Raw genomic sequence first — 26,202 nt, forward strand, 5'->3', positions numbered from 1 at the left:
AAATCTTAATAAATGGAGGTCATTTCGAGTATGGCAAAAGATTTAAAATTCTCAGAAGATGCACGTCAAGCAATGCTAAGAGGTGTAGATAAATTAGCAAATGCTGTTAAAGTAACAATTGGTCCTAAAGGTCGTAATGTTGTCTTAGATAAAGAATATACAACTCCATTAATCACAAATGATGGGGTTACGATTGCTAAAGAAATTGAGTTAGAAGATCCTTATGAAAATATGGGCGCGAAACTTGTTCAAGAAGTTGCAAATAAAACAAATGAGATTGCTGGTGATGGTACTACAACTGCAACAGTTTTAGCTCAATCAATGATTCAAGAAGGCCTTAAGAACGTAACAAGTGGCGCGAACCCAGTTGGTTTGAGACAAGGTATTGATAAAGCCGTTAAAGTAGCTGTAGAGGCATTACATGACATTTCTCAAAAAGTTGAAAACAAAAATGAAATTGCACAAGTAGGTGCTATTTCAGCTGCTGATGAGGAAATCGGTCAATACATTTCTGAGGCGATGGATAAAGTTGGCAACGACGGGGTTATTACTATTGAAGAATCAAATGGTTTCAACACTGAACTTGAAGTCGTTGAAGGTATGCAGTTCGATCGTGGTTATCAATCTCCATATATGGTAACTGATTCAGATAAAATGATTGCCGAACTTGAACGTCCATATATTCTTGTTACAGATAAAAAAATCTCTTCATTCCAAGATATTCTACCTTTATTAGAACAAGTCGTTCAATCTAGTCGACCAATTTTAATTGTGGCTGATGAAGTAGAAGGTGACGCTTTAACTAATATTGTTTTAAACCGTATGCGTGGTACATTTACTGCTGTTGCTGTTAAAGCTCCTGGTTTCGGTGATCGTCGTAAAGCAATGTTAGAAGACTTAGCTATCCTTACAGGTGCTCAAGTAATTACGGATGATTTAGGTCTAGAATTAAAAGATGCATCAATCGATATGCTAGGTACAGCTAATAAAGTAGAAGTCACTAAAGATAATACAACTATTGTAGATGGTGACGGTGATGAAAATAGTATCGACGCTCGTGTAAGTCAAATTAAAGCACAAATTGAAGAAACTGATTCTGATTTCGATAGAGAAAAATTACAAGAACGATTAGCTAAATTAGCTGGTGGTGTAGCAGTTATCAAAGTAGGTGCTGCAAGTGAAACTGAATTAAAAGAGCGTAAACTTCGAATCGAAGATGCTTTAAACTCAACACGTGCCGCAGTTGAAGAAGGTATTGTTGCTGGTGGTGGTACAGCCTTAGTTAATATCTATAAAAAGGTAAGCGAAATTGAAGCAGAAGGCGATGTTGAAACAGGAGTAAATATTGTTCTTAAAGCATTACAAGCTCCAGTACGTCAAATTGCTGAAAATGCAGGTTTAGAAGGTTCAATTATAGTTGAACGATTAAAAAATGCAGATGCTGGTGTAGGATTCAACGCAGCGACGAATGAATGGGTAAATATGCTTGAAGAAGGTATTGTAGATCCAACTAAAGTAACTCGTTCAGCACTTCAACACGCAGCAAGTGTAGCAGCAATGTTCTTAACAACTGAAGCAGTAGTAGCTACGATTCCTGAAAAAGAAAATAACGAACAACCAGGTATGGGCGGTATGCCAGGAATGATGTAATTAAATCATTATGGTTGTCATTATTACTCCTTTTAGAGATTATTTTCTCTGAAAGGAGTTTTTTTATCTATTATTTTTTGTAATTATTGTAATTAGAGTATTTTAGTTCGTAAAAATATATTATAATAAAATTAACGATAATGCGAAGGAGAATTAATGTATTTATGTAATGTTTTATAAGCTTTTATTATAAGTACTCATAATAAGTTAGATAAACGCTATCGTTTAAAAATTTTGGGAGGATATTACAACTATGAAAAACAACAAGCTTAGAGATTTAAAACAATTTCCATCTTTACCAAGTAAAAAATATTTTAGCTACGGCACAGCGAGTGCTTTAACTTTAGCTTTATATCTTTTTGCGGGCAATGGTTCCGCTCAAGCTGAAGAAATTAACAAGACTAATAGCACTACATCACCTAAAACTATTCAAACTGAAAGCAATAAAACTAATACAACAACTTCCAATAATGAGACTCATCATAAATCATCTAAAAATTTAAATGATTATATTGATGGAACTCCAAATGAAGATTCTGACGAAGATGAGGACAGTGGAACATATGAAGTTCCTATCTTATACGTTACTGTATGGTTGGATGATCAAGGTAATATCATTAAAGATGCAGTAGAAGATAATAAAACGCCTGCCTCTGAAAGAGTGCCGGTAAAAATTCCTGGGTACCAACATTTTAGAACATCAATTTCTGATGGTATAACTAAATTCATTTATAGAAAAGTAAATACATCTCAAACAGCAAACACAGCCACAAGTAGTTCAACAAAAAAGGATGACACTAAACCATCAGAAGTAAATTCTGAAAAACCAACGACTCAAAAAGATTCAGAACAACCAAAACAATCAGAACCTGTGAAACCAACGACACAGAAAGAGCCAGAGCAACCGACTCAATCAGAACCTGTGAAACCAACGACACAAAAAGAGCCAGAGAAACCAGCTACACAAAAAGAGCCAGAGCAACCGACACAACCAGAACCGGTAAAACCAACGGCACAGGAAGAGCCAGAGAAACCAACTCAATCAGGACCGACAAAACCAACTACTCAGAAAGATCCAGTTATTCAAACTAAACAGCAGGAGAACAATCAAAATAATGTAAATGATAAACCTAAATTACACGTTACAGTATGGTTAGATGATCAAGGGAATATTATTAAAGATGCGGTAGAAGACGATAAAACACCTTTAAATCAAAGAGGTGTTATACAAATAGAAGGTTATAAATATATTAGAACAGAAACCGAAGATGGTATTACTAAATATATCTATAAAAAAGTTAAATTAAAACAACATAAGCAAACATTAGAAGTAATTAAACCTACTAAAAAAATATCAAAACGTAATGAAGATAAAGATGATAAAACATCTCATAATCATAAAACTTCTAAGAAAGAATTACCTGAAACAGGAGTTAAAGAACAAGAATTTAATCCAGCATTATTAATGTTACTAGCAGGTTTAGGATTAATTGGTATTTTTAGAAATAAAATCAAAGAATAGAATTATAGAGAGTGTGGAGCTAAACCCACACTCTTTTTTATGTACAAATAGTAAAATTCTCAAAATAAACAATTGCACAAAATATAGCTTGGTGGTATATTTTAAGGAACACAATGAAATATATTTTATCAATAATAAAATATAAGTTGAATATTGTTGGGTTAATTTAAATTCTTTATATTTGAGGAGAAAAAATGATGGAAAACAAAAGAATCAACAACTTAGATAAAAAAATCACACGTTTTTCTATTAGAAAATATCAAGGTTTTGGAGCAGCTAGTGTAGCAATAATAGGTTTTATCATGATGTCTAACATAAATTACGCAAAAGCTGACAGTATTGAACAAAATAATACCACCATCAATCAAAAAGTTAGTGATAGTACCAGTCATCAAATTAATATTGAAAATGGAAAATCTTTAAATGATAATCTAACTAATAATCAAGATATTGAAAATAAACTTTCAACTACTAAAACTAATACTCAACACGTTATTAATACTAGTCAACTTGAAAAAATTTTAAATCAATACAAATCTTTAGATTTAAGTAACAAGACAGAAGATTCGGTTGAATTATTTCGCGCTGATTTACAAGAAGCTGAATCTATTTTAAATAATCCTCAAAGCCAACAACAGGTTGATGATTATTATCATAAATTTTTAAATAGTGCAGGTAAATTACATAATAAAGAATCTTTACTTCCAAATCGTCAGTCAAACGGTGTTCAATCACAACATTTAACTAAGAATAATAACATTTCAAACTATTCGAATATTAGACATAAAAGAGATACATCATCATTTAGAAGTGCTCCTGAAAATAACGTATCTAATGATCCATTGAAAGCAAACGAAGTTAATCCAGAAATTCAAAATGGAAACTTTAGTCAGGTATCTGGTGGTATATTACCATCAAGGTCAAAGAGATTAACTGTAGTTACGAATGTAGATAATTGGCATAGTTACTCAACTGATCCTAATCCTGAGTATCCTATGTTTTATACACCAAGCGCAGTAGATTATTCAAGTTTTATGAGCAATAATGGTGCTCCATACGGGGTTGTACTTGCAAGAACGAATAACGGTCGTGATAGAAGTGTCAATGATGCTAAAGTAGCAGGTATTTATCAAGATATAGATGTGGTACCTGGTTCGGAATTAAACGTTAACTTTATATCTACAAGTCCAGTATTTTCAGATGGTGCATCAGGTGCTAAATTAAAAATTAGTAATATAGAGCAGGATCGCATCTTATTTGATAATCGTCTAAATGGTATGGGACCGTACCCTACCGGTAAATTATCTGCAATGGTTAACATACCAAGCGATATGAATAGAGTAAGAATTTCTTTTTTACCTATATCCAACACTGGTCGAATTAGTGTACAACGGTCTTCGAAAGAACATGGATTTGGTGATAATTCATCTTATTATCATGGGGGTTCAGTTAGTGATGTAAGAATAAATAGTGGATCCTATATCACTTCTAATGTGGCACAGGTAGAATATATAACTCAGCCTAATAGTCCTAATGATAATTTTGCACGTGCAACAGTTAATTTATCTGTTGAAAATAAAGGGCATAATCAATCAAGAGATACATATTATGAAGTTATATTACCAGCAAATTCAAAACTCATTTCTAGTAGTGGAGGAACCGGTAATTTAGATGTAAATACTAATAAATTAAGAATGTCAATTAGTAACTTAAATCCAGGAGAGAGGAAAGATCTCTCCTATACAGTAGAATTTAAAGCAACAATACCTAAAATAGTTAATTTAAATGGACATGTTAGTTATAGAACTAATGCAACATTTAGAGGAAGAGATACTCAAAGAACCGGAGATAATACTGTTAATTTACAAACTGTGACAATTCAAATGAATAAAACAGAATTACAAAGTAAAGTAAATGAAGTTGATAACTACTTACACGATTTAAATGAGGCTGATTTTACCGCAGATTCATGGCGTGCACTTCAAGACAAATTAACCGAAGCTAGAAATATTATCAATGAACAACAGAATAATGTTGCTATAGAAAATCAAGCATCCCAAGAAACTATCAATAATGTTACTAATACGTTAGATACATTGAAAAATAGTCTAAAATATAATGCACCATCCAAACCAATTATTGAAATAAATTACCTGATTCCAAATTTAACTATAACACCAGCTAATAAAGCAGATAAGTTAAATATTACATATCAAAATACTGCTAATGAGAGTACATCAATTATTGCTACTAAAACTAATGATAATTGGTCACTTAATAATAGTGTTCCTGGTATAAATATCGAACCACAATCCGGTTTAGTAACAATTAATTATCAAGCTGTTTATCCAGAAAGTTTAGTTGTAGCGAACGATATAATTCGAAACAGTGACACAAGTGAGGAAAGTAGAGAAAATATGCCACGTAAAGAGGCAACACCGGAAGCGCCTGGTATTGAAGCAAGTGAGGAGCATGTCAATGTCGAAGTAACACCTAAAGGTGAAGCGTCAAAAATAGAGATGATTTATATAAATCCCGAAGGAGAACCAGCTTCAATAAATGCTATAAAAAATGGAGAAACTTGGACATTAGATAAGCAAGTGTCACATATTAATATTGACGATCACACTGGTAAAGTAACGGTTGGTTATCAAGCAGTACAAGCAGAAAGTGAAATAGTAGCAACCGAAACAAAAGGAAACAGTGACTCAAGTTCAGAAAGTAAATTAAAAATGCCACGTAAAGAGACAAAGCCAGAAGCACCAGATATTGAATCTAACGTAGAGCATGTCAACGTAGAAGTAACACCTAAAGATGAATCAACAAAATTAGAAGTAAAATATACAGATACAAATGGCCAACCAAGTTCGATTATCGCAAATAAAAATGGAGAAGTTTGGGCACTAAACAAAGAGGTTCCACATATTGAATTAGACGAAACTACCGGAAAAGTAACGGTTGGTTATCAAGCAGTACAAGCAGAAAGTGAAATAGTAGCAACCGAAACAAAAGGAAACAGTGACTCAAGTTCAGAAAGCAATCTAAAAATGCCACGTAAAGAGACAACGCCAGAAGCGCCTGATATTGTAGCAAGTGTAGAGCACGCCAATGTCAAGGTAACGCCAAAGGGTGAAGTGACTAAATTAGTCATCAATTATACTAATCCAGAGGATCAACGTGTTACCATTAACGCAAGTAATAATGGAGGAATTTGGTCATTAAATAAAAATGTTTCGCACATAGAGGTAGATGAAGCAACCGGAAAAGTAACAATAGGCTATCAAGCAGTACAAGTAGAAAGTGAAATTATAGCAACAGAAATAAAAGGCAATAGTGATTCAAGTCCTGAGAGCAAAGTGACTATGCCACGTAAAGAGACAACACCGGATTCTCCGGCTATCGAAGCAAGTGAAGAGTACATCAATGTAGAGGTAACACCGAAAGATGAATCAACGAAATTAGTGATCAATTACACAAATCCAGAAGGCCATTCTGATTCAATCATCGCAAACAAAAATGGAGGTGCTTGGTTATTAAACAAACAAGTACCGCATATTGTGATAGACGATAGAACCGGAAAAGTAACTATAGGTCATCAAGTCGTACAAGCAGAAAGTGAAATTATAGCAACAGAAATAAAAGGCAATAGTGATTCAAGTCCTGAGAGCAAAGTGACTATGCCACGTAAAGAGACAACACCGCATTCTCCAACAATCGAAGCAAACGAAGAGCAAGTCAATGTAGAGGTAACACCGAAAGATGAATCAACAAAATTAGTGATTAATTATACTAATACAGAGGGGCAAAGTGATACCATTATCGTAAGTAAAAATGGAGAAGTTTGCTCATTAAATAAAAATGTTCCGCACATAGAGGTAGATGAAGCAACCGGAAAAGTAACAATAGGCTATCAAGCAGTACAAGCAGAAAGTGAAGTTATAACAACTGAAACAAAAGGAAATAGCGACTCGAGTCCAGAAAGTAAAGTGACAATGCCACGTAAAGATGTCGCTCCAGAAGGGCCTGTACTAAAATCAGATCATGACAATGCGAGTGTAAGTATAATTCCTTCAATTAATTCAGACAAAATAACTATCAAATATCTAGATGTCAATGACCAAATCGCTACAGCAATAGCCACTAAGAAAAATCAAAGCTGGTCATTGAATAATAACATTTCAGGTATTTCAATTAATTCTCAAACAGGAACTGTGACAATTAGTTATGTGGCTGTGCAACCGGAAAGTGATATTACTGCTACTGCGTCAAATGGTAACAGTGATAATAGTATTGTCAAACATACAATTATGCCTGCTAAAGAAGTTAAACCTCAACCACCAGTGGTAAGATCTAACATAGAAGAAGCAAATGTCGAAATTATACCACATAATGATGTTACTAGATTAGATGTTCACTATGTTGATTTGAAAGGGCAACCGGCTACTATTACAGCAACTAAAGTTGGCAATGGATGGACTATTAATAATAATATTTCTAATATAAAACTTGATGAAAGCACCGGTAAACTTACAATGGGACACCAAGCGGTGTTAGCAGAAAGTGAAATAGTAGCAACCGAAACAAAAGGTAACAGTGACGAAAGCGCTGAAAGTAAAGTGACAATGCCACGTAAAGAGACAACACCAGAAGCACCAGATATTGAATCTAACGTAGAGCATGTCAATGTCGAAGTGACACCTACAAGTGAATCAACAAAATTAGAAGTAAAATATACAGATACAAATGGCCAACTTGATTCAATCATCGCAATTAAAATTGGCGAGACTTGGTCATTAAATAAAGATTTACCACATATTCAATTAGATGAACATACTGGAAAAGTCACAATTGGTCACCAATCGGTGTTAGCAGAAAGCGAAATAGTGGCAACCGAAACAAAAGGTAACAGTGACGAAAGCGCTGAAAGTAAAGTGACAATGCCACGTAAAGAGACAACACCAGAAGCACCAGATATTGAATCTAACGTAGAGCATGTCAATGTCGAAGTGACACCTACAAGTGAATCAACAAAATTAGAAGTAAAATATACAGATACAAATGGCCAACTTGATTCAATCATCGCAATTAAAATTGGCGAGACTTGGTCATTAAATAAAGATTTACCACATATTCAATTAGATGAACATACTGGAAAAGTCACAATTGGTCACCAATCGGTGTTAGCAGAAAGCGAAATAGTGGCAACTGAAACAAAAGGAAATAGTAACACAAGTCCAGAAAGTAAAGTGACTATGCCACGAAAAGAGTCAACACCGGATTCTCCAACAATTGAAGCAAGTGAAGAGCGTGCGAGTGTCGAAGTAACACCAAAAGGTGAATCAACAAAATTAGAAGTAAAATATACAGATACAAATGGCCAACTAAGTTCATTCATTGCAAATAAAAATGGAGGAGTTTGGTCACTAAACAAAGAGGTTCCACATATTGAATTAGACGAAACTACCGGAAAAGTCACACTAGGGCACCAAGCGGTGTTAGCAGAAAGTGAAATAGTAGCAACCGAAACAAAAGGTAACAGTGATGAAAGTGCAAAAAGTAAAATAAATATGCCTCGCAAAGAAGTAACGCCTGATTCTCCAGTAATTGAAGCGAATGAAGAACGCGTCAATGTTGAAGTTACACCAAAAGGTGAATCAACAAAATTAGTAATCAATTATACAAATTCAGAAGGTCAACCTGATTCAATTATCGCAATCAAAAAAGAGGAAATATGGTCACTCAATAAAGAAGTGCCACATATTCAATTAGATGAATATACTGGAAAAGTCACACTAGGCCACCCAGCTGTACAAGCAGAAAGCGAAGTTGTAGCTACTGAAACAAAAGGTAATAGTAACACAAGTCCAGAAAGTAAAGTGACTATGCCACGAAAAGAGTCAACACCGGATTCTCCAACAATTGAAGCGAATGAAGAACGCGTCAATGTTGAAGTTACACCAAAAGGTGAATCAACAAAATTAGTGATCAATTATACAAATTCAGACGGCCAACCTGATTCAATCATCGCAAGCAAAAAAGAGGGAACATGGTCACTCAACAAAGAAACACCACATATTGAGATCGATGACCATACTGGAAAAGTCACTATAGGCTATCAGGATGTACAAACAGAAAGCGAAATAGTAGCAACCGAAACAAAAGGTAATAGTGATACAAGTACAGAAAGTAAAATTAATATGCCACGAAAAGAAGCAACACCAGATGCACCAATAGTTGAGAAAGATGAAAGTAAAGTAAATGTGAGTATAATACCAAGCGGTTTATCTACAAAAATTGAAATCGAATATATAAATCCAGAAGGGCAATCTGATACAATCATCGCAAGTAAAGATGAAGGTACTTGGAGCTTGAGTAAAGAAATAACGGGCATCAATATAGAACCGGCTACTGGTAAGGTAACTATAGACTATTACGTTGTTTATCCTGAAAGTGAAATTACTGCAAGTGAAGTACATGGTAATAGCGACCATAGTAAATTAAATAGTGTGATTATGCCACGTAAAGAAAATGCACCTGAACCTCCAATTGTGACTGTAAATGAAAAAGAAGCTATAGTTATTATAAAGCCTAGAATTGAAGCAACTAAAGTTGAAATTACTTTTAAAAATAAAAAAGGTAAGGCGACATATATAAATGTTTATAAAAACGGTTCAGAGTGGTCTGTAGACCAAGTTATAGAAGGTATTATTTTAAACGCTCACACAGGAGAAATAAAAATAACTCATCTAGCTGTTAAAGATGGTAGTGAAATAATCGCTAGAGAGTATAAAGGCAATAGTGACGCAAGTATAGCTATTTGTATAAAAGCACCTACTAAAGTTACAAGTAAAGAAAGCTATAAAATTAAATCTTTAAAAGTGAAATTGAATGATAGAAGTAATGAAATGATGTATACCAAAAAGGATAAACTCTTAGAATTGCCACATACTGGTGAAAGTGAAAAAGCGAATAATACATTACTATCCAGTATTCTAATTCTTGGTTTAATGTTATTACGTAAATCACGTAAAAAAGAGATTTAAAAAAAGAAGAGTTGCTCTAAATATTTAAGAGAGCAACTCTTCTTTTTCTATTTTAGATCATCAATAGCTTTAGCGATAGACTCAAACACGTGAGGAATATCGTCTTTTTCAACACAACTAAAGGCAATTCGTATATCCGTATCATTTAAGGCAATAATACCTATTGAATATTTATCAATTAAATGTTTGCGTAATATTTCTGGATCAACATGCTTAACTTTTAATGCCATGAAGTAACCTGAATTAAAATCATATGCTTTCCAATAGTATGCATATTTCTCATCATAAACAACTTCCTTAGTAACTTCGTATCGATCTTTTAATGTTTGAATATTCTCCTCAATTTCTTTATCAAATTGTTTATTATTTTTTAGAACATGCTTGATAGCACTTTGGGATGGTAATGGCCCGCTTGAAATATTACTTCTAATTAAACCTTTAACTTTTGCTTCAAGTACATTTTGAGTTATATCATTTTTAGTACCAAAAGTCATGAAGCCTACACGGAATCCCCAAGCAAAAAATTCTTTAGTAGCACCATCTAAGCGTACAGGTAAAATATTATGAGAATTCACCTGTGATAAAGCCGTAAAAATAGATTGTGTGTATACATCTTCATAGAATAAACCATAGTAAGCATCATCAACTACTGCAATCACTTTTGTTCCTTTATTAGCAAGTGTTTCAATAGCATTTACGATAGTTTTAACTTCTTCAGCTTTTGGCGTATAACCTGTTGGGTTATTTGGATAATTTAGAATCATGATTACTTTATCTTTATTAAAGTTTTCTAAAGTTTCCACTAGTGAATCAGTTGTATAATGTCCTTCTTCATTGAAAATAGGATATGTTTCGATATTGGCTTTATGGCGAGTGTTAAACACTAGTTTATAGTTGCCCCAATTGTGCGTTGGTAATAAAATAGTATCATTTTCATCTACAAATAAGTCTGCAACTAAAGATAATCCATGAGTTAAAGCATTAGTCACGATGGGTCTACTTATCGCTTCTTTTGATAAATCAGGATTTTCATTTAGCATTTTAATTTGCCATAAGTCACGTAAGTCTTCAATACCTTGTGGAGGTGCATATGGAAAAACTTCATCTGGAGTTAATTCATTAAATATATTATTCAATGAATCAGCATACATTTTACCTTCATCATTTGTTGCCATACCAATCGTAGCGTTATATTTAGTACTTTTGGCATCAGCAGATTGAGATAGAATACCTTTAGGATAGAACATTTCTTTACCTAAATCAGATAACATGTCATATACTTCTGGATTGGATTGTTGTAATTCGTTATTTAAATTTTCGGCTAAAGGGCTTGTCATTTTCTAACCTCTCTTTAATAAAGTGTTTATATATATATTATCTTTAATTTGAATAAAGATAAAGCATTGATGATAGGGAATTAGGAAAATAAATTTTATTACTAATAGCGAACATATGTTCTATAATTTGTGTTAGAATATGCTTAGGTCATCAAATTATATGACACTAATCAATTCTGGGAGGTGTAGTATAATGACGTGGTGGCAAGATGGTTTAATAACATTGATTACAGGTGGCGTACTTGTCGTCTTTCGTATTTGGTTAGAAATTAAGTGGAAAGACAAGTAGATGACCGAACACAAAAAACCCCAAGTCTGCTGGTACCAGACCTGGGGTTGTGTAGTATAATTCGTGGATACAAGTTTATTGTAACATTGTACTAAATTGACCGCAATCAATATTTAATTGTGGTAACTCCTAAATTTGATATCGTCTTCTAAATTATTGGGAAAGTTAAACTCATATACCGTTTTTATACCTGGTATTATTTGATATACTTTTTATGTGTTGAGGTGAATAAAATGAAGCACTTAACAAAAATATTCGTTGGATTAGCAATTGTGCTATTTGTAGTAGGCTATTATCTTCAAGCTACAGGTCATGAAGAGCAAGGAATTAAATTGCTACTTGCTGCAATTATGTTTATGATTTGTGCTTTTATCGATAGAAGTAATAAACGGAGAAAAAAATAGTGTACATTATTTAAGACTTAAGGGAAGTGTATCGTTCTCTTAAGTCTTTTTGTATATATTGTTTATACTCAATATTCTCTTGATATATAGGATTTTTCACAGAATTTAGTATATACACTTTACAAATCTGTATATATTGTATATATTATGTATATACAGAAGAAAAGGGGGACATCAATGAAATTAATTTTGAAAAACAACAGTGAATATCCCATTTATGAACAAATCAAGCAACAAATTAAAGAAAATATTTTGAAAGGTTATGTTGCTCCTGGAGAACACCTTCCATCAATGCGTGAGTTAGCTAAAGATTTACAAGTGAGTTTAATTACTACAAAACGAGCTTATGAAGATTTAGAAAAGGATGGATTTGTGACAACTATAAGAGGTAAAGGTACCTTTGTGAAGGAACAAGATAACTCAATTCTTAAAGAAAAGCAGTTCTTTGTAATTGAAAATTTGGCTAAAACAATGTCAAAAGAAGCAAAAACAATTGGGATGCCTTTAGAAGAATTGACTGAAATATTGTCTTTAATTTATGAGGAGGAAGACTGATGAATGCGATTGAGCTTAAGAATGTAAGTTATCAAACAAAAGATTTTCAGTTGAAAGATATCTCCTTTGAAGTTCCTAAAGGCTTTGTTACTGGTTTTATAGGTGGGAATGGTGCTGGTAAAACTACAGTTATTCGTTTAATTATGGATTTAATTCAATCTAAAAATGGTCAAATTTCTGTATTTAATGAACAAATGAAGGATAGTGCAGTAGAAATAAAAAATAAAATAGGCTTCGTTTATTCCGAAACGTATTTTAATGACAAATGGACCATTAAAAAGTTAGAGAATATCGTCGCCCCGTTTTATAACAATTGGGATCATAAAATTTTTATGAGTTATCTGCAATTTTTTCAATTACCTTATAAGAAGAAAATCAAAACTTTTTCAACAGGTATGAAAATGAAATTGTCATTAGCTATTGCATTTAGTCACCATGCTGAATTATTCATCTTAGATGAGCCCACATCTGGACTAGATCCTTTAGTTAGAAATGAACTACTAGAGATTATTCAACAAGAATTAATTGATGAAGATAAAACAGTCTTCATATCGACACATATCATATCTGATTTAGAAAAAATTGCGGACTATATAGTTTATTTACGTGATGGTCAAATTATTTTTAATGAATCACGAGACACTTTATTTGAAAAATATAAAATAATTAGTGGTTCCAATGAAGACTTAGATGTGGAGTTGGAGGAATTGTTAATTTATAAAGAAGTTAGAAAAACTGGCTACATAGGCCTCACTGAACACTACCAAACATTTAAAGAATTATTTGGAAATAGAGTAGAAATTAAAAATCCATCAATTGAAGAACTAATGATATATTTAGAAAAAAATAAAAATCAACTAGATTTTAAATATCACCAACGAAATGAGAAACTAATATGAAACAATTATTAATTAGAAATCTTAAACTTCGAAGATGGACACTTTTGATTTATGGTTTATTACTCATATTCTTTCCGTTTTATCACTTAATCGATAGGCAACATTTACCGTATCTTGTTATTTCAGGACCTATAGGTATTATATTAACTATTATATGCTTAGTTGATGCTGGACATTTATTTAGAATCAATCGTAGATTAGGTGGATCTCAGTCTTACTTATTTTTTGGTAGTCTGCCAGTTTCAAGGAAAGATTTATTAAATGCAAATTACATCAGTTGCATAGTTTTAACAATTATTGGTGCAATAATCATAAGTTTATATGGCTATGAAACAAGTTCAATAAAGACAGATTCGATAACTTTTTCTACAACCTATTCTTTTATAATAGCGAATTTCTTTTCAATCCCTATCGCTTTTAATAAAAGTACAGAACAGAAACATAAAGACGTGCCTTATTTAGCATATGTATTTGGAGTTATCATTGTATTACCATTTGTCTTATCTGCTTTATTTATCTTAATAAACGTTTTAGTTCACAAAGATAGTCATATTCCAGTTGTATATTCGTACTTCTTAAATTATGGCCTATTGATTATTAGCATCATATGTTTAGTAGTGAATTATTTAATTCAAATTAGAAAAATAAAACATTAACCACTTAAGGGGGTCTACTATGAAATTAGAACAAATCACTAAAAAATATGGTCAAAATACAGTTATTGACGATATAAACTTTGATTTTGGTAATAGCCAAATAGTTGGTCTTATTGGTAAAAACGGTGTTGGTAAAACAACATTAATGAAAGTCATGAATGGTAATATTATTAATTACCAAGGGAAAGTTGATTTATCGAAAGATGAAAACGTAGGTTACTTAATCGAACATCCTAAACTTTATGACAACAAGTCAGGTTTATATAATTTAAAATTGTTCGCTCAAGTTTTAGGAAAAGGCTTTGATAAAGAGTATTCTGATCACATTATTGATGCTTTTGGTATGAGACCTTATATTAAGAAAAAAGTGAAAAAATATTCAATGGGTATGAAACAGAAATTAGCCATTGCGGTCTCTCTTATGAATAAACCAAAATATTTAATTTTAGATGAGCCTACAAATGGTATGGATCCAGATGGATCAATTGATGTTTTAAAAACTATCCAATCATTAGTCAAACAATTAGATATGAAAATATTAATTTCAAGTCATAAATTAGAAGATATTGAACTTATTTGTGATAGAGCTGTCTTCCTTAGAGATGGTAACTTTGTTCAAGATGTGAACATGAAAGATGGGGGACCAGAAGATAGTACAATCATTACTATTGAACATGATGATTTTAATAAAACTTTAGAATATCTAACTGAACATTATAAAGTGCAACAATCACAAAAAGATGCTGGTGAGATTATCATTAAAGCTCAAAGAGACTATAAACCACTATTAAAATCATTGTCTGAACAAGGTGTTTATCCTAAGTATATTGAAACGCGTAAAAGTTCTCTACGTGATACTTACTTTAATATTAATCAAAGAGGTGATAAATAATGAGAAGTTTACAGCTAGTCAAGTTCGATTTAATTAGTATTTTAAAAAGTCCTTTAACATATCTTGCATTAATACTAGTTATAGGAATGACAGTCTTCCAAGCAAGTATGCAAGCAGCATATAGCAAGTCTCATGAAGTAAATAACGAAATGGTCTTCGTACTGGCCAACTGGTTATTCTTATTCGCGGGATTATTATTTATCATTAAAACTATCACTAGAGATTATTCTCAAGGTACAATTCAATTATATATGAGTAAGGTAAGTAGTCGTATTGGTTATATTATTGCTAAAACAATTTCAATGATATTAATTTCGTTCTTATTTACTTTACTTCAATATCTTGTAATTATTGTTATTCAAGCATCTACAAAAGGATCAAATGTTGACGGAGATAAATTCTTAAATAATATATGGTTTTACCTTATATTTTTCTTATTCTTTGGCTTATTCTTATTATTACTTACGTTAATTATTGAAAAGCCGGCAGTAATTTTTACTTTAGGTATTTTCTTATTACTTATCGTTCCATTTGTGCAACCTTTAATAGGTTTAATTCCAAATATTGGTGACGATATTCAAAAATCATTTAAATATATTCCATTTACTTATCTCACTGAGAAAATGACTGAGGAGATTAAATTCTCGCATTGGCAATGGTTTATTTCAATTGCTTCAATAGTAGTATTATTTGTAGCTAACATCTTATATGCTGCTAAACGAGATATTTAAGTTCAAAAATACTGAGGCTTTAGCCTCAGTATTTATTTATATAAAAGCTGATTAATTATGGAGTTATATACATTTTTCCAAAATGATGAATCTGTTTTAAATCTATTTGAAATAAGTAAGTGAGTTTCTTTAACTTTATCATCATATTGAGGATGATCTTTATCTGGTAATTTATCATTTCTCAAATCAACAACAAATTTTTCGACTTCCTTAGCTCTAGGTCCCCATACGGTTATTTGTTCATATGCACTGTTCATAAAAACAAAAATAGGAATCGATCTAGACTTACCATTTGTAAGATATTGATCAATTAAACGTGTGTCGTCATCTCTATGAAATACTCTAACTTCTAAATTTAATTCTTCACTTACACGTTTAAGTATTGGAAGGTTCATCATTGCATCACCACACCAATCTTCAGTGATGACTAATACCTTTGAGTAATTTGCATCTTTAAGCTTTGTAATACGGTCATCTTCTTCTGGTAATTTAAAGGATTTGTATATTGATAATAAATTATTTCTATTATCTTTCATTCGGTCAATGTACTCTTCTAGTGGCTGACTTTTTTTAAAATAAGTTTCTAAATTAGTCATAGAAATAACCTCCTTAATTATTTAGAATATTATAACAATTTTTTAACTTTAAAGATATTAAATTAACTCAATCATAATTTAATTATGAATGTGACTAAGTTGTTAGATGAAACTCCAAATTTCATATGCTATATTTAATAGAACAAGAGTGAAAGTGGTGACTCAAGTGCGTATACAAAACAGATGGGTGATTTCAACCCTTTTTTTAATTGGAGCAATTATTCTACTTTTCGGAATTATGTACTATAGAAGTATTAAAACAGTAGATTTATCCAATTATACTGTGAATGATATAGGTTTAAATGATCGTTTTAATCAGAAAGGGTATGTCATTAATAAAAAAATTAAATTAGATCGATTTAAATTTTATAATGACGAAAAGCATAAGGATTTAACGGTTAAAGTGAAAAATAAAAAGCACATTGTTAAAGGAATTGTTTTAATCAAGGATAAAAGTGTTAAAACGAATTTCGGAGTTAGAATAGGTGACTCAATTGATGAAGTTATTAACGAGTTAGGAGATAGTTATAAAAGACATATGGTTGGTAAGCATTATAAATCTATTACATATACTGACCGCCAAAATAAAATGAAACTGAATATATTATATAAAGATGATATCGTAAAAAGAATAGAGTTTTTCAGTAAATGATAAATCTTGATAACTATTCTTTAATTCAAATTCAGGAAGAGTGACGATACATGGATAAAATTACTTTTTTAAATGAATTAGAATTAGCTTTAGATGATCTTCCTAGACGAGAAAAAGATAATAAAATGTACGAATATGAAAATTTATTCTATGAAGAAGAGTTAAAAGGTAGAAGTGAAGAACAAATAGTGAATAAATTGAAAGATCCGTATGATATAGCAAAAGAGATAAAAGCTAAAAGTGCTATCAGTTATGCTAAATCAAAACCAACAATCCAAAACATAACTAGAGCTATTATAGCCTCCTTAAGTCTAGGTATACTTTCATTATTTATTATATTAGTTCCAGTAGCGATTATTGCATTTCTGATTTTACTTTTGGTGTTTACAGCAGTCTGTTTACTATTCTCCCCATTGATCCTTATTAGTTATTCGATAATTAATGGGTTTTATAATTCACTGAGTAATATATTATTCTCTATCTCTTTAACAGGTTTAGGAATTATTTTTATTGTTTTAACATTAAAAATTATTGGATTAGTACATAATTTAATATTGAAATATTTATCATGGTACATTAAAACAGTTAAAGGAAGCGTTAGGAAATGAGGAAGCTTTTCATTAGCGGTTTAATTATATTTGCAATTTTCTTTATCAGTGGAACAGTTACTTGGTTTGCTTTTGATAAAGCTAAATATGAAAAGCAAAACTATAATAAGACTTTTAATAATCATTTCAGTCAGTTGTCAGTAAGTACAATTGGTTCTGAAATAAACATTGTTAAAGGTAATAAATTCAAAGTGGATTATCAAGGTGATAACGATGTATATGTATCTAAAAAAGGTAAAATGCTCAAAGTTACCGAGAAACGTGCTACTAATAGAGGATACGGATTAAACTTTAATCCTTTTCATTATAATAAGAAAAAACTCACCATTACAGTACCAGATAAACAATTGAAAGATCTTAGCGCTAAATCCGTAATAGGTGATGTACATTTGAGGAATTTTAATGCATCAAGTGCCACAATTATAAATAGTCGTCACTTTTCTATGGAACATTCAAATTTAAAATATTTAAATGTGGATGGTTCAAATAGCTTAGCTTATATTTGTGATTCATCAGTTAAAAAAGGAAACTTAAAAATCGATACTGGTAAGTTGACTCTTAGCCGTAGCGAATTCCAAGATTCAATCTTCCTATTGAATGAGGGAGATATTAATATGAATAAAATGAAATCTTCGAATGATATTAAAGCTTCAACAAAAAAAGGAGATATAAATTATAACTTTGAAGCTAAGCCTAAAAACACACTACTTAAGTTACATCCTGGACGTGGTGAAAAAGTAGTCAATAATAATAATTTTAAAGATGGTAAAGTAGGTAAGAGTAAAAACATTTTGGAATTTTATACGGTTGATGGTGATATTGTCATCAATTAAGTAACGCATTTTTTATTTAAATATTTGATTATTAACCCATAAATGAGTGTTGTACAATCACTCATTTATGGGTTTTATTCTATTTTTGAAAAATTATTTTAATATGTGGCAAATGTTAAATCGGTATCAATTTTTCCGTTTAGTTGATTTATTGTTAGAGTATTATTTTTAAGCCATTGATAAAAGTCTATTTTAGTCGGAGAACTATTTTCTCCAAGTCCTATCCACGTTGTTAAAGTTTGAGGTTCGTATAACGATGTGTGAATTGTTCCAGACCAACTCTTAAATAATTTACTATAAATATTATATTGAGGGTCATTAAATAATTTAAAAGCATTTTCTTTTCTTAAATCACTTCTTGTGGTGTTAATCACTCTCTCCAACCGTTCTTTAGATTCTTTAGTGTAGTTACGATTTTCATGTGTTAATAATTCAAAGTGATTTGTACATATAGGTTCATATCTAATATCTATAGAACGAGGTGTTACTTCGACAATGGCATAATTAGATTCTTTATCCATTAAAATATAACTAAAAGAGCTTCTATGAGGTAATTCTTTTAAAAGTTGTATAGCTTCATTAACGTTTTTACAATATTCAAGTATAAGTCTACCTATCATGTAGCATACAAAGCCATTTGCTGGTTTCTTGCGATGCATAAAATTATAAGCCATTGATAAACCATACTCATTCATTCCATCCATCCTGCCAGTTACTCTAGAAGTAGGTCCTATTTGAGCTAAACCACTATCATTTGGTTTGTATAGTAAATATCGACCATCATAAGTAGAGGGATGATAATCATAATTACGTAGTAAATAGTCTTTCCCTTTAAAAACTGTACAACCACTATCTTTTAAATCAGTAAAACGATAGTGTCCAAAATTTAATATAATTTGTTTAGTAGGTAGATTCAAAACGTCTTGCATACCTATTAGCTCGTCCCAAATTTTAGGAGCATAAATTTGAAAAATATTATATGTTTCTCTGACATCGATATCAAATCTTGGATTTCTTTTTTTCCATTCTTTTTCACGATTTTTTAATAAAGGAGTTCTTTGTAACCATTTCGCTGTTTCGACTCCTAAGTCATAATGAGAACCACGAAAAGTCATGATATCGGATTGAACATTTTGCATGTTAGTCATCCTTTCATTTCAAATATTTACTTTAATGTAATCGTAAATTAACTTAATGTTAATTGAATTACTATGGATGAAATATTACAATCGAATTGTATTTTAGTGAGGGAATTTTTTAATCTATGGGAGTGATATCTATGATTTCAGATAGTTGTAGAGCGATTGCTGATTCTGTTAAGTCATGGTGGTTAAGTTAATATTTATTTATAAGAGTAACAATTGGTTTGGAATCTCGTTATTAATTTCAGTTTGATTATTTAAATTAATCTTTAATTGACATATTACCATAAATATATATTTAGTTGAGAATGATTAATTTTTGAAACGGGTATTTATTTATTGATAGAGATAAGTATGCTATCATAGTGAATTGTAGATATGCATATTAATTTTAGAGGTGAAAAGTAATGTGGAACTTTATTAAAGGTTTATTTAAATTTGTATTTAGCTTATTAGCTATCACTACAGTTGTAGTAGGCGTAGGTGTAGTTGCCTTTGCTTATATCTTCAAAAAAGATTTCGAAGATATTGAAAGAAAAACTAAAGAAATTGTTTCAGATATTGAAAATAATAATTAATTAGTTCTAATAGTTTAGTACTAATTTGAGATAATTGTTGGCAATGCTTTAATAAGCTATTGCCAACTTTTTTTTATGAGAAAGTAATATCAACAATATCTAAAATAGGGACTTTCTGATGATAGGTAGTACCTGGCTTTATCCCTTCAATTTCAAGATTTAATGAATCAATGCGATGTATATTAAGATTAACAAAATTAATATAACCTTCTTCATAATATTTTATATTAACAGGTTGAGATTTTTGTAATGCTTCGTGCAAGCGGATATTTAATTGAGCTAATTGATCGTCTGAAAGTACTGGTCTATCTATTTTATTTTGATCAATCATGTATTGATGGATAGTTTCGAATTGTTCGGGTAGCGTAGCGAACGGTTATATATATATTGAAGGATATAGACTATTTTGTTTAAAATGAATCATATTTTAAGAAAAAATGAACAAAGTAAAAATATTAAATAGTCTTTTTTTATTACGTGTAATAAGTTTAATATGTATGATGTAAAAAGAGTTCGAATAGTGTATACTTATACTATTAAAATTAGAAATGAGATTATTATGAAAATAGTAGAAGTAAAATCTAAGAATGGTATCAATTTTATGATTTTAGATGGTAATAATGAACCTATAGTAGATGCAGTAAGATATTTGAAGTATCTGGATAGTGTTAATAAAAGTTTAAATACCAAGAAAACCTATGCCTATGCACTAAAAAAATTTTTTGTTTACTTAGAAAGTAAAAAGATATGCTATAAAGAAGTTAGTTTTGATAACTTTGTTGATTTTATAAGATGGATGAAAACACCTTTTGAATATGAGAATGTCCTCTCTTATCACCGAAAAGGAAAAAGCATTAGTCCTAAGACAATTAATCTGACTATTACTGTAGTATCTAATTTTTATGATTATCTCTATAGGAGCAAAAAATTAGATGTTAATTTCTATGATTTTATACATACGGAAAGTAAATACTCTAAAAAATATAAAAGTTTCATGCATCACGTAAACAAGGACTATGGAATGTTGAAAAATATTTTGAAAGTAAAAGAACCAAAGAAAAAACTAGAAGTGTTAACCAATGTTGAGGTTAAGAAATTATTAGGAGCAGCTAATAATATTAGAGATAAATTCTTAATACAATTATTATATGAAACAGGATTACGTATAGGTGAGGTATTATCATTACGCATTGATGATATCAAATTTGATTTTAGAAAAGGTCACCAAATAGTTTTGAAAAATAGATTTAATAGCAATGGTACTTATTTAAAAACTGGTGAAAGAAAAATATTTATTTCTCAATCGTTAATTGATTTATATGACGATTATGTGTACGAAATAATTGACGAACTTTCCATATGTTCTGATTATCTTTTTGTAAAAATAAAGGGTAGAAATGTAGGAGAAGCTATGCATTATAGTGATATATATTCATTATTTAAAAGGCTAAAACATAAAACATCTATAAATGTTCACCCCCATTTATTTCGCCATACACATGCAACTGTTTTTTATAATGAAACTAAGGATATTAAACAAGTTCAAGAAAGACTCGGTCATAGTAATATACAAACGACTATTAATTTATATGTTCATCCCACTGAAGAAGATATACGTGAAGATTGGAATAAAGTTAAGCATCAATTTCAAGTTTTTAATAAAGGGGAATAACTATGTCAATACCAATTAATTTGCCTACAAACAGTACTATGATTAATGAATTATGTACATTACAAAGTAGAACTATAAACATAAAAGGAGAAGTGCTAATAACTGAAATATATGATGATTACTTTTTAAAAAATGATGAATGGCACATTTCAGCTTTTAACAAGTTCGAGCAATTTCAAGATAGTATCAAGAACTATAAAGACAAAAGAAAAAATATTTTCTTTAGGATTAAAAGTGAAAATTTGAATTTAGAATTTAAATACCTTTTTTTGAAACTTATAGTTAAAGAGGATTGGTCTTTATCTAATGTATTTAATACTGGAGCAGTGAAACTTAACAAGATTGCTGAGTTCTTTAATGAAGTTTATCCAAATTTAAATTCTTTACTAGATTGTGATATTGATATGTTAGAAAAGTACTGGTTTAGTTGGTTGACTAAAAATAATATACCTATAAAAAGAAAATCATCAACAATAGTTTTTGGTGATTATGAACATAAAAGTGGACTAGCTTCTTTTTTAAAGAATATGTATATTAATCTAAATAAATTTATTGATAAGCGAGAAGAATGGGAAAAAGATAAATGGGATATTAGAAATTTAGAAAAATATGGATTGAGTTATAATAAAACACTAACTGGTAATTATTTGAACTTTGAAAAAATTGAGTCAATTAAAATGCGAGAATTAGCAAAAAAATATTTAAAAAATCGTTTGATAACTGGTGATATAGCATTTGCTACAGCAAGATTTTATATAAGAGTTTTGACTAGGTTTTTTCAAAATATATCTAAAAATAAAGAAACAAGGAATAGTTTAAATGAACTAGATAGATGTCATATCGAAGCATATATAGAATTTTTATTTGAATATGCTAATAGTAAAAATGTGCAAAGTTCTAGGAACTTCGTTAGAGAAGAATTAAAAGCAATTAGAAGGTTCTTAAATGATATTGCTAGTCAAAATTATGATATAGCCCCCTCTGAAGATATACGTTTTTTAATTTATCCTCAAGACTTTCCTAAGCGCGAAAAGAAAAATAGTAGCCAAATTGATTATATCCCAGATTTTGTATTGGAACAGCTTTTTGAGCATATAAATGATTTGCACAAAGATTTAATACCTGTAGTTTGGATAGCTTTTAAAACAGGACTAAGAATTTCTGATGTATTAACATTAAAAAATAATTGTCTTGCAAAAGTTAATGGAAAGTTTTCAATAATTACTGATATTGCTAAAACTTTTGTTAAAGGACATAGGATACCAATCGATAATGAATTAGCTGATATAGTAGCAGTTTTAATAGCCAATTTTAAAATTAAAAGTACAAAAGATAACAACCCTAATAATTATATTTTTGCTATTCATAAAGGAAAAAGAAAAGGAATGCCCTTTACACAGCATATGGTCAGAGCACACTTAAATCATTTAGCAAAAACAAAAAATATTCTTGATGAACAAGGTGAAGTCTTCCATTTCAAAACTCATCAGTTTAGACATACTTATGCAGTGAAATTGTTAAATGGTGGAGCAGATATATTAACCATACAAGAATTATTAGCACATTCCTCACCAGAAATGACACTCAGATATGCTAAGTTACTTGATGATACAAAAAGAAAGGCTTTTGAATCAGTTATTGATCAAGGGGCTTTTAGTTTTGATGTTGACGGTAAAATTAAAAATATACAGCATAGTAGTGAATTATCAGAAAAAGCATTGAATTCTTTATGGCAAGAACATAAATTAAACGCAATGGACAATCCTTATGGTACTTGTCATGCTAGATTGAGCGGTGATTGTCCATATATGGAAGCTCCGCCATGCTTAACTTGTAATTCTGGGAAACCATGTAAGGATCTAGCTATTGGATTTTCTGATTTAGATGTTGAAAAATATGAATTACATATCAAATCAACGGTCAAATCCATAGAATTAGCTAAAAATAATAATAGACAAGATATAGTTGAAAAACATACTAATATATTAAATAAATATGAAGAAATATTAGGTAATATAAAAGATGGAAACATTATATTCGGGAGAAGTAATAGAATAAAAGTATAGAGGTTAAGATGGGAAAATTTAATAGACAAGAACAATTAAAACAATTACATGCAGAACGAAAAGTTAAAACCGAGCAAAAAGTTTCTAAAGCAATAAATGAATTGGTTCGAAAAAATGAAGAAATTAACTTTAATATTGTTGCTAAGCATTCAAATGTATCTAAAGCTACTTTATATAATAATAGTAAAATTCGAAAGAGAATCGAAGAGTTACGTGAACAAAGTAAAGACATATTTGTACATAAAAATAACAGTGACGGTAAAGACGCATTAATTTCTTCATTAAAAAGGAGAGTAAAATCTTTAGAAAATGAGAAAAAGAGGCTCAAAGATGAAATAAACACATTATATAATAAAATATATGAAGATATTTAATACACAGGTAAAGAGAAATAATTCAAGTTTAAGAGATATTATACACATTAGTATTGAAAAAAGTATGTTTAGTATTTGTAGAATCGTAAAATGTAAAATAACCATTGATTGTATCAATTTTCAAAATTTTTCCTGTATAGTTTGAAATGCTGCCGTCTTCCCAATATGAGATTGTACATAACTCATCATTTTGAATTTTTATTTGAAAAATCTGATCTAAATTATCTAATGAATCATGTGTTAGCAATGGTTTTTCTATTTTATTTTGATCCTTTATAATTTGTTCTAAAATTTCAAACTGTTGCGGGAGAGTCGCAAAAGCTTGCCATTTGATTTTTCCACGCCCTTGAGGGATTTTAGGGTTTAAATATTTTCTTGGTATTTTTCTATAATCAGTTTCATATTTATATTCATCTGGCGCATTAGGATTTGGAATCATGTTTACCACCTCATCATCATTGTAGAACGTATGTTCTTTTTTGGCAAGGATTATATAATTTTTTAATGTGATTAATTAATTAATTTAAAATAAGTTATTTTCTATATGGAAAAGTTGAGTAAGATTATCGAGCATTTATAATTATAGTAACTGGAATTATGATGTTTGGTATGTTAATAGTATTTTCTCTTTTAAAAAATGTGAACATAAAAAAATAGAACATATATAATTATAAATAATATATATGTTCTTCGATATTATGAAGTTTTATGAAAGATAGAATTATATCAGTTTTTGTAGTACATTTAGACTATTAAAATTTGTTTATTACATTCTTGGCGGTTTCACTTATCAATTTATCATTAGGTTTATCACTTTTATTGTCTTTATTCGTAAAAATGACTAAAATAATAGGTTCAGATTGGTTCTTAGGATAAATAAAAGCTACATCATTTCTAGAAGCATATGTTATTGCTTGACCACTTTTATCAGCAACCTTATAGTCTTTTGGAACACCATCTTTAATTAAAGTGTCTCCGTTTTTATTATTTAACATTAAATCAAGTAAGAAATTTTTATTTTTTTTGCTTAATTTTCCATTTGCGATAAGTTTATTTAAAGTCTTGCCGAAAGCAGCAGGCGTTGAAGTATCTTTTTTGCTCTTTGGTGAATAGTAATTTAATTCTATTTCATATCTAACTGGATTTGTTACTTTATCTCCCAATTTTTTTAAACGTTTTTTAATTTTTTTGATTCCACCGATTTCGTTTATAATTTTATTGTTTGCTGTATTATCACTATACTTCATTGAAGCTTCAATAAGTTCTTTTAAAGTGATATCTTTTCCTACATATTTTTCTAAAATAGGAGAATAAGCAACTATATCATCTTTGTTAATATGTACTTTTTTATTTAACTTATTATAAGGTACTTGTTCTAACAAAATAGCACTATTTATCGCTTTTGAAGTTGAAGCATAGGCAAATCTCTTATCGGCATTAAATTTTACTTCCTTACCACTTTTAGTATCTAATGCATAGACACCAATATTAGCATTATATTTCTTTTCTAAATTATTTAACTCTTTAGCATGTGAACTGGTTGAATTACATGCACTTAAAACTAAAGCAATTGCAATTAAAAGTATTAACTTTTTCAAAATATACCCTCCAATATTACAGTTGTAATTTCTATAAATCAATAATATTACAATTGTAATATTCGCGTCAATAGTTTATTATAAATATTTGAAAGAAGGTGTTGA

Annotated in this window: 22 protein-coding genes and 1 pseudogene; 17 read left to right on the forward strand and 6 right to left on the reverse strand. The window is 30.2% G+C overall.

The features are described from left to right. The first annotated feature begins 30 nt into the window (after positions 1 to 30). The 3 genes from groL (at position 31) to AC3WQX_RS10555 (ending at position 10,215) form a co-directional block, all read left to right on the forward strand. On the forward strand, positions 31 to 1,650 hold the full coding sequence (gene groL, locus AC3WQX_RS10545) for a chaperonin GroEL (RefSeq protein WP_002435951.1): 1,620 nt from the start codon (positions 31 to 33) through the stop codon (positions 1,648 to 1,650). A gap of 253 nt (positions 1,651 to 1,903) precedes the next feature. After that, the gene (locus AC3WQX_RS10550; protein WP_492740164.1) at positions 1,904 to 3,172 is read left to right on the forward strand and encodes a cell wall anchor protein; all 1,269 of its coding nucleotides are present in this window, start codon (positions 1,904 to 1,906) and stop codon (positions 3,170 to 3,172) included. 197 nt (positions 3,173 to 3,369) lie between these two features. Continuing rightward, complete coding sequence (locus AC3WQX_RS10555; RefSeq protein ID WP_492740166.1) at positions 3,370 to 10,215, forward strand: SasC/FmtB family protein; 6,846 nt, start codon at positions 3,370 to 3,372, stop codon at positions 10,213 to 10,215. Between the two features lie 47 nt (positions 10,216 to 10,262). On the opposite strand, the gene AC3WQX_RS10560 is transcribed toward AC3WQX_RS10555, so the two are convergent. Then, positions 10,263 to 11,552 (reverse strand): aminotransferase class I/II-fold pyridoxal phosphate-dependent enzyme, encoded by a 1,290-nt coding sequence (locus AC3WQX_RS10560; protein ID WP_023350008.1) that lies wholly within the window; start codon positions 11,550 to 11,552, stop codon positions 10,263 to 10,265. A 193-nt stretch (positions 11,553 to 11,745) separates the two neighbouring features. Between AC3WQX_RS10560 and AC3WQX_RS10565 the strand changes: the two genes are divergently transcribed. The 7 genes from AC3WQX_RS10565 to pmtD all read left to right on the forward strand — a co-directional run bounded on the left by AC3WQX_RS10565 (position 11,746) and on the right by pmtD (position 15,978). Then, positions 11,746 to 11,841: a Trp-rich small protein gene (locus AC3WQX_RS10565; protein WP_016898690.1), complete on the forward strand. Its 96-nt coding sequence runs from the start codon at positions 11,746 to 11,748 to the stop codon at positions 11,839 to 11,841. A gap of 233 nt (positions 11,842 to 12,074) precedes the next feature. Then, positions 12,075 to 12,245 (forward strand): SE1626 family protein, encoded by a 171-nt coding sequence (locus AC3WQX_RS10570; protein ID WP_023350009.1) that lies wholly within the window; start codon positions 12,075 to 12,077, stop codon positions 12,243 to 12,245. A 177-nt stretch (positions 12,246 to 12,422) separates the two neighbouring features. Continuing rightward, the gene (pmtR, locus tag AC3WQX_RS10575; protein ID WP_002453644.1) at positions 12,423 to 12,800 is read left to right on the forward strand and encodes a PSM export ABC transporter transcriptional regulator PmtR; all 378 of its coding nucleotides are present in this window, start codon (positions 12,423 to 12,425) and stop codon (positions 12,798 to 12,800) included. Then, the gene (gene pmtA / locus AC3WQX_RS10580) at positions 12,800 to 13,699 is read left to right on the forward strand and encodes a phenol-soluble modulin export ABC transporter ATP-binding protein PmtA (protein ID WP_002435942.1); all 900 of its coding nucleotides are present in this window, start codon (positions 12,800 to 12,802) and stop codon (positions 13,697 to 13,699) included. The genes pmtR and pmtA overlap by 1 nt, the downstream gene beginning before the upstream one ends. After that, a complete protein-coding gene (pmtB, locus tag AC3WQX_RS10585) occupies positions 13,696 to 14,355 on the forward strand; it encodes a phenol-soluble modulin export ABC transporter permease subunit PmtB (RefSeq protein WP_002435912.1) in 660 nt (219 codons plus the stop codon). The genes pmtA and pmtB overlap by 4 nt, the downstream gene beginning before the upstream one ends. Before the next feature lie 19 nt (positions 14,356 to 14,374). After that, positions 14,375 to 15,247: a phenol-soluble modulin export ABC transporter ATP-binding protein PmtC gene (gene pmtC / locus AC3WQX_RS10590; protein WP_002435900.1), complete on the forward strand. Its 873-nt coding sequence runs from the start codon at positions 14,375 to 14,377 to the stop codon at positions 15,245 to 15,247. Next, positions 15,247 to 15,978 carry a phenol-soluble modulin export ABC transporter permease subunit PmtD gene (gene pmtD, locus AC3WQX_RS10595; RefSeq protein ID WP_002435946.1) on the forward strand — a complete coding sequence of 244 codons (732 nt, stop codon included), beginning with the start codon at positions 15,247 to 15,249 and terminating at the stop codon, positions 15,976 to 15,978. The genes pmtC and pmtD overlap by 1 nt, the downstream gene beginning before the upstream one ends. Before the next feature lie 32 nt (positions 15,979 to 16,010). Here the strand turns inward: pmtD and AC3WQX_RS10600 are convergent, their stop codons facing one another. Continuing rightward, positions 16,011 to 16,574, reverse strand: a complete 564-nt coding sequence (locus tag AC3WQX_RS10600) for a thioredoxin family protein (RefSeq protein WP_023350010.1) — start codon at positions 16,572 to 16,574, stop codon at positions 16,011 to 16,013. 166 nt (positions 16,575 to 16,740) lie between these two features. Here AC3WQX_RS10600 and AC3WQX_RS10605 point away from each other — a divergent pair, with 166 nt between their 5' ends. From AC3WQX_RS10605 to AC3WQX_RS10615, 3 genes are read left to right on the forward strand one after another with little or no spacing between them, the layout of a single operon-like run. Then, positions 16,741 to 17,226 (forward strand): hypothetical protein, encoded by a 486-nt coding sequence (locus AC3WQX_RS10605; RefSeq protein ID WP_030063588.1) that lies wholly within the window; start codon positions 16,741 to 16,743, stop codon positions 17,224 to 17,226. 50 nt (positions 17,227 to 17,276) lie between these two features. Beyond that, a complete protein-coding gene (locus AC3WQX_RS10610) occupies positions 17,277 to 17,834 on the forward strand; it encodes an HAAS signaling domain-containing protein (RefSeq protein WP_023350012.1) in 558 nt (185 codons plus the stop codon). After that, the gene (locus tag AC3WQX_RS10615; protein WP_002435918.1) at positions 17,831 to 18,667 is read left to right on the forward strand and encodes a DUF4097 family beta strand repeat-containing protein; all 837 of its coding nucleotides are present in this window, start codon (positions 17,831 to 17,833) and stop codon (positions 18,665 to 18,667) included. The genes AC3WQX_RS10610 and AC3WQX_RS10615 overlap by 4 nt, the downstream gene beginning before the upstream one ends. A 98-nt stretch (positions 18,668 to 18,765) precedes the next feature. On the opposite strand, the gene AC3WQX_RS10620 is transcribed toward AC3WQX_RS10615, so the two are convergent. After that, positions 18,766 to 19,806 carry a C45 family autoproteolytic acyltransferase/hydrolase gene (locus AC3WQX_RS10620; RefSeq protein ID WP_047796473.1) on the reverse strand — a complete coding sequence of 347 codons (1,041 nt, stop codon included), beginning with the start codon at positions 19,804 to 19,806 and terminating at the stop codon, positions 18,766 to 18,768. 410 nt (positions 19,807 to 20,216) lie between these two features. On the opposite strand from AC3WQX_RS10620, the gene AC3WQX_RS10625 reads away from it, so the two are divergent. Continuing rightward, positions 20,217 to 20,387: a hypothetical protein gene (locus AC3WQX_RS10625; RefSeq protein WP_002435939.1), complete on the forward strand. Its 171-nt coding sequence runs from the start codon at positions 20,217 to 20,219 to the stop codon at positions 20,385 to 20,387. A gap of 73 nt (positions 20,388 to 20,460) precedes the next feature. Here the strand turns inward: AC3WQX_RS10625 and AC3WQX_RS10630 are convergent. Then, positions 20,461 to 20,763 (reverse strand): annotated as a pseudogene (locus AC3WQX_RS10630) (YolD-like family protein); the annotation flags it as partial. A 183-nt stretch (positions 20,764 to 20,946) separates the two neighbouring features. On the opposite strand from AC3WQX_RS10630, the gene AC3WQX_RS10635 reads away from it, so the two are divergent. Genes AC3WQX_RS10635 through AC3WQX_RS10645 form a run of 3 tightly spaced genes read left to right on the forward strand, consistent with a single transcriptional unit; the run spans position 20,947 to position 24,499 of the window. Then, positions 20,947 to 22,059 (forward strand): tyrosine-type recombinase/integrase, encoded by a 1,113-nt coding sequence (locus tag AC3WQX_RS10635; RefSeq protein ID WP_000706211.1) that lies wholly within the window; start codon positions 20,947 to 20,949, stop codon positions 22,057 to 22,059. Positions 22,060 to 22,061: 2 nt separating this feature from the next. Continuing rightward, on the forward strand, positions 22,062 to 24,125 hold the full coding sequence (locus AC3WQX_RS10640; protein WP_492740174.1) for a site-specific integrase: 2,064 nt from the start codon (positions 22,062 to 22,064) through the stop codon (positions 24,123 to 24,125). 8 nt (positions 24,126 to 24,133) lie between these two features. Continuing rightward, the gene (locus AC3WQX_RS10645; RefSeq protein WP_000514485.1) at positions 24,134 to 24,499 is read left to right on the forward strand and encodes a DUF6262 family protein; all 366 of its coding nucleotides are present in this window, start codon (positions 24,134 to 24,136) and stop codon (positions 24,497 to 24,499) included. A 28-nt stretch (positions 24,500 to 24,527) separates the two neighbouring features. Here AC3WQX_RS10645 and AC3WQX_RS10650 read toward each other — a convergent pair whose 3' ends face one another. Together AC3WQX_RS10650 and blaZ are read right to left on the reverse strand one after the other, a co-directional pair. Then, entirely contained in the window at positions 24,528 to 24,938 is a 411-nt protein-coding gene (locus AC3WQX_RS10650; protein WP_000612780.1) for a YolD-like family protein, read from the reverse strand. A gap of 313 nt (positions 24,939 to 25,251) precedes the next feature. Then, the gene (blaZ, locus tag AC3WQX_RS10655) at positions 25,252 to 26,097 is read right to left on the reverse strand and encodes a penicillin-hydrolyzing class A beta-lactamase BlaZ (RefSeq protein ID WP_000733621.1); all 846 of its coding nucleotides are present in this window, start codon (positions 26,095 to 26,097) and stop codon (positions 25,252 to 25,254) included. Between the last annotated feature and the right edge of the window lie 105 nt (positions 26,098 to 26,202).

It is taken from the genome of Staphylococcus sp. FW104-15G4D (assembly GCF_058790135.1).

Bases quoted from the DNA above. Each gene is read 5' to 3' on its own strand.
- AC3WQX_RS10645 (WP_000514485.1), top strand. From the start codon at position 24,134: ATGGGAAAATTTAATAGACAAGAACAATTAAAACAATTACATGCAGAA.
- AC3WQX_RS10550 (WP_492740164.1), top strand. From the start codon at position 1,904: ATGAAAAACAACAAGCTTAGAGATTTAAAACAATTTCCATCTTTACCA.
- AC3WQX_RS10650 (WP_000612780.1), bottom strand. From the start codon at position 24,938: ATGATTCCAAATCCTAATGCGCCAGATGAATATAAATATGAAACTGAT.
- AC3WQX_RS10565 (WP_016898690.1), top strand. From the start codon at position 11,746: ATGACGTGGTGGCAAGATGGTTTAATAACATTGATTACAGGTGGCGTA.
- pmtC (WP_002435900.1), top strand. From the start codon at position 14,375: ATGAAATTAGAACAAATCACTAAAAAATATGGTCAAAATACAGTTATT.
- AC3WQX_RS10625 (WP_002435939.1), top strand. From the start codon at position 20,217: ATGTGGAACTTTATTAAAGGTTTATTTAAATTTGTATTTAGCTTATTA.
- AC3WQX_RS10620 (WP_047796473.1), bottom strand. From the start codon at position 19,806: ATGCAAAATGTTCAATCCGATATCATGACTTTTCGTGGTTCTCATTAT.
- AC3WQX_RS10560 (WP_023350008.1), bottom strand. From the start codon at position 11,552: ATGACAAGCCCTTTAGCCGAAAATTTAAATAACGAATTACAACAATCC.
- pmtR (WP_002453644.1), top strand. From the start codon at position 12,423: ATGAAATTAATTTTGAAAAACAACAGTGAATATCCCATTTATGAACAA.
- groL (WP_002435951.1), top strand. From the start codon at position 31: ATGGCAAAAGATTTAAAATTCTCAGAAGATGCACGTCAAGCAATGCTA.
- AC3WQX_RS10570 (WP_023350009.1), top strand. From the start codon at position 12,075: ATGAAGCACTTAACAAAAATATTCGTTGGATTAGCAATTGTGCTATTT.
- AC3WQX_RS10600 (WP_023350010.1), bottom strand. From the start codon at position 16,574: ATGACTAATTTAGAAACTTATTTTAAAAAAAGTCAGCCACTAGAAGAG.
- pmtB (WP_002435912.1), top strand. From the start codon at position 13,696: ATGAAACAATTATTAATTAGAAATCTTAAACTTCGAAGATGGACACTT.
- AC3WQX_RS10610 (WP_023350012.1), top strand. From the start codon at position 17,277: ATGGATAAAATTACTTTTTTAAATGAATTAGAATTAGCTTTAGATGAT.
- AC3WQX_RS10635 (WP_000706211.1), top strand. From the start codon at position 20,947: ATGAAAATAGTAGAAGTAAAATCTAAGAATGGTATCAATTTTATGATT.
- pmtD (WP_002435946.1), top strand. From the start codon at position 15,247: ATGAGAAGTTTACAGCTAGTCAAGTTCGATTTAATTAGTATTTTAAAA.
- AC3WQX_RS10615 (WP_002435918.1), top strand. From the start codon at position 17,831: ATGAGGAAGCTTTTCATTAGCGGTTTAATTATATTTGCAATTTTCTTT.
- AC3WQX_RS10555 (WP_492740166.1), top strand. From the start codon at position 3,370: ATGGAAAACAAAAGAATCAACAACTTAGATAAAAAAATCACACGTTTT.
- AC3WQX_RS10640 (WP_492740174.1), top strand. From the start codon at position 22,062: ATGTCAATACCAATTAATTTGCCTACAAACAGTACTATGATTAATGAA.
- pmtA (WP_002435942.1), top strand. From the start codon at position 12,800: ATGAATGCGATTGAGCTTAAGAATGTAAGTTATCAAACAAAAGATTTT.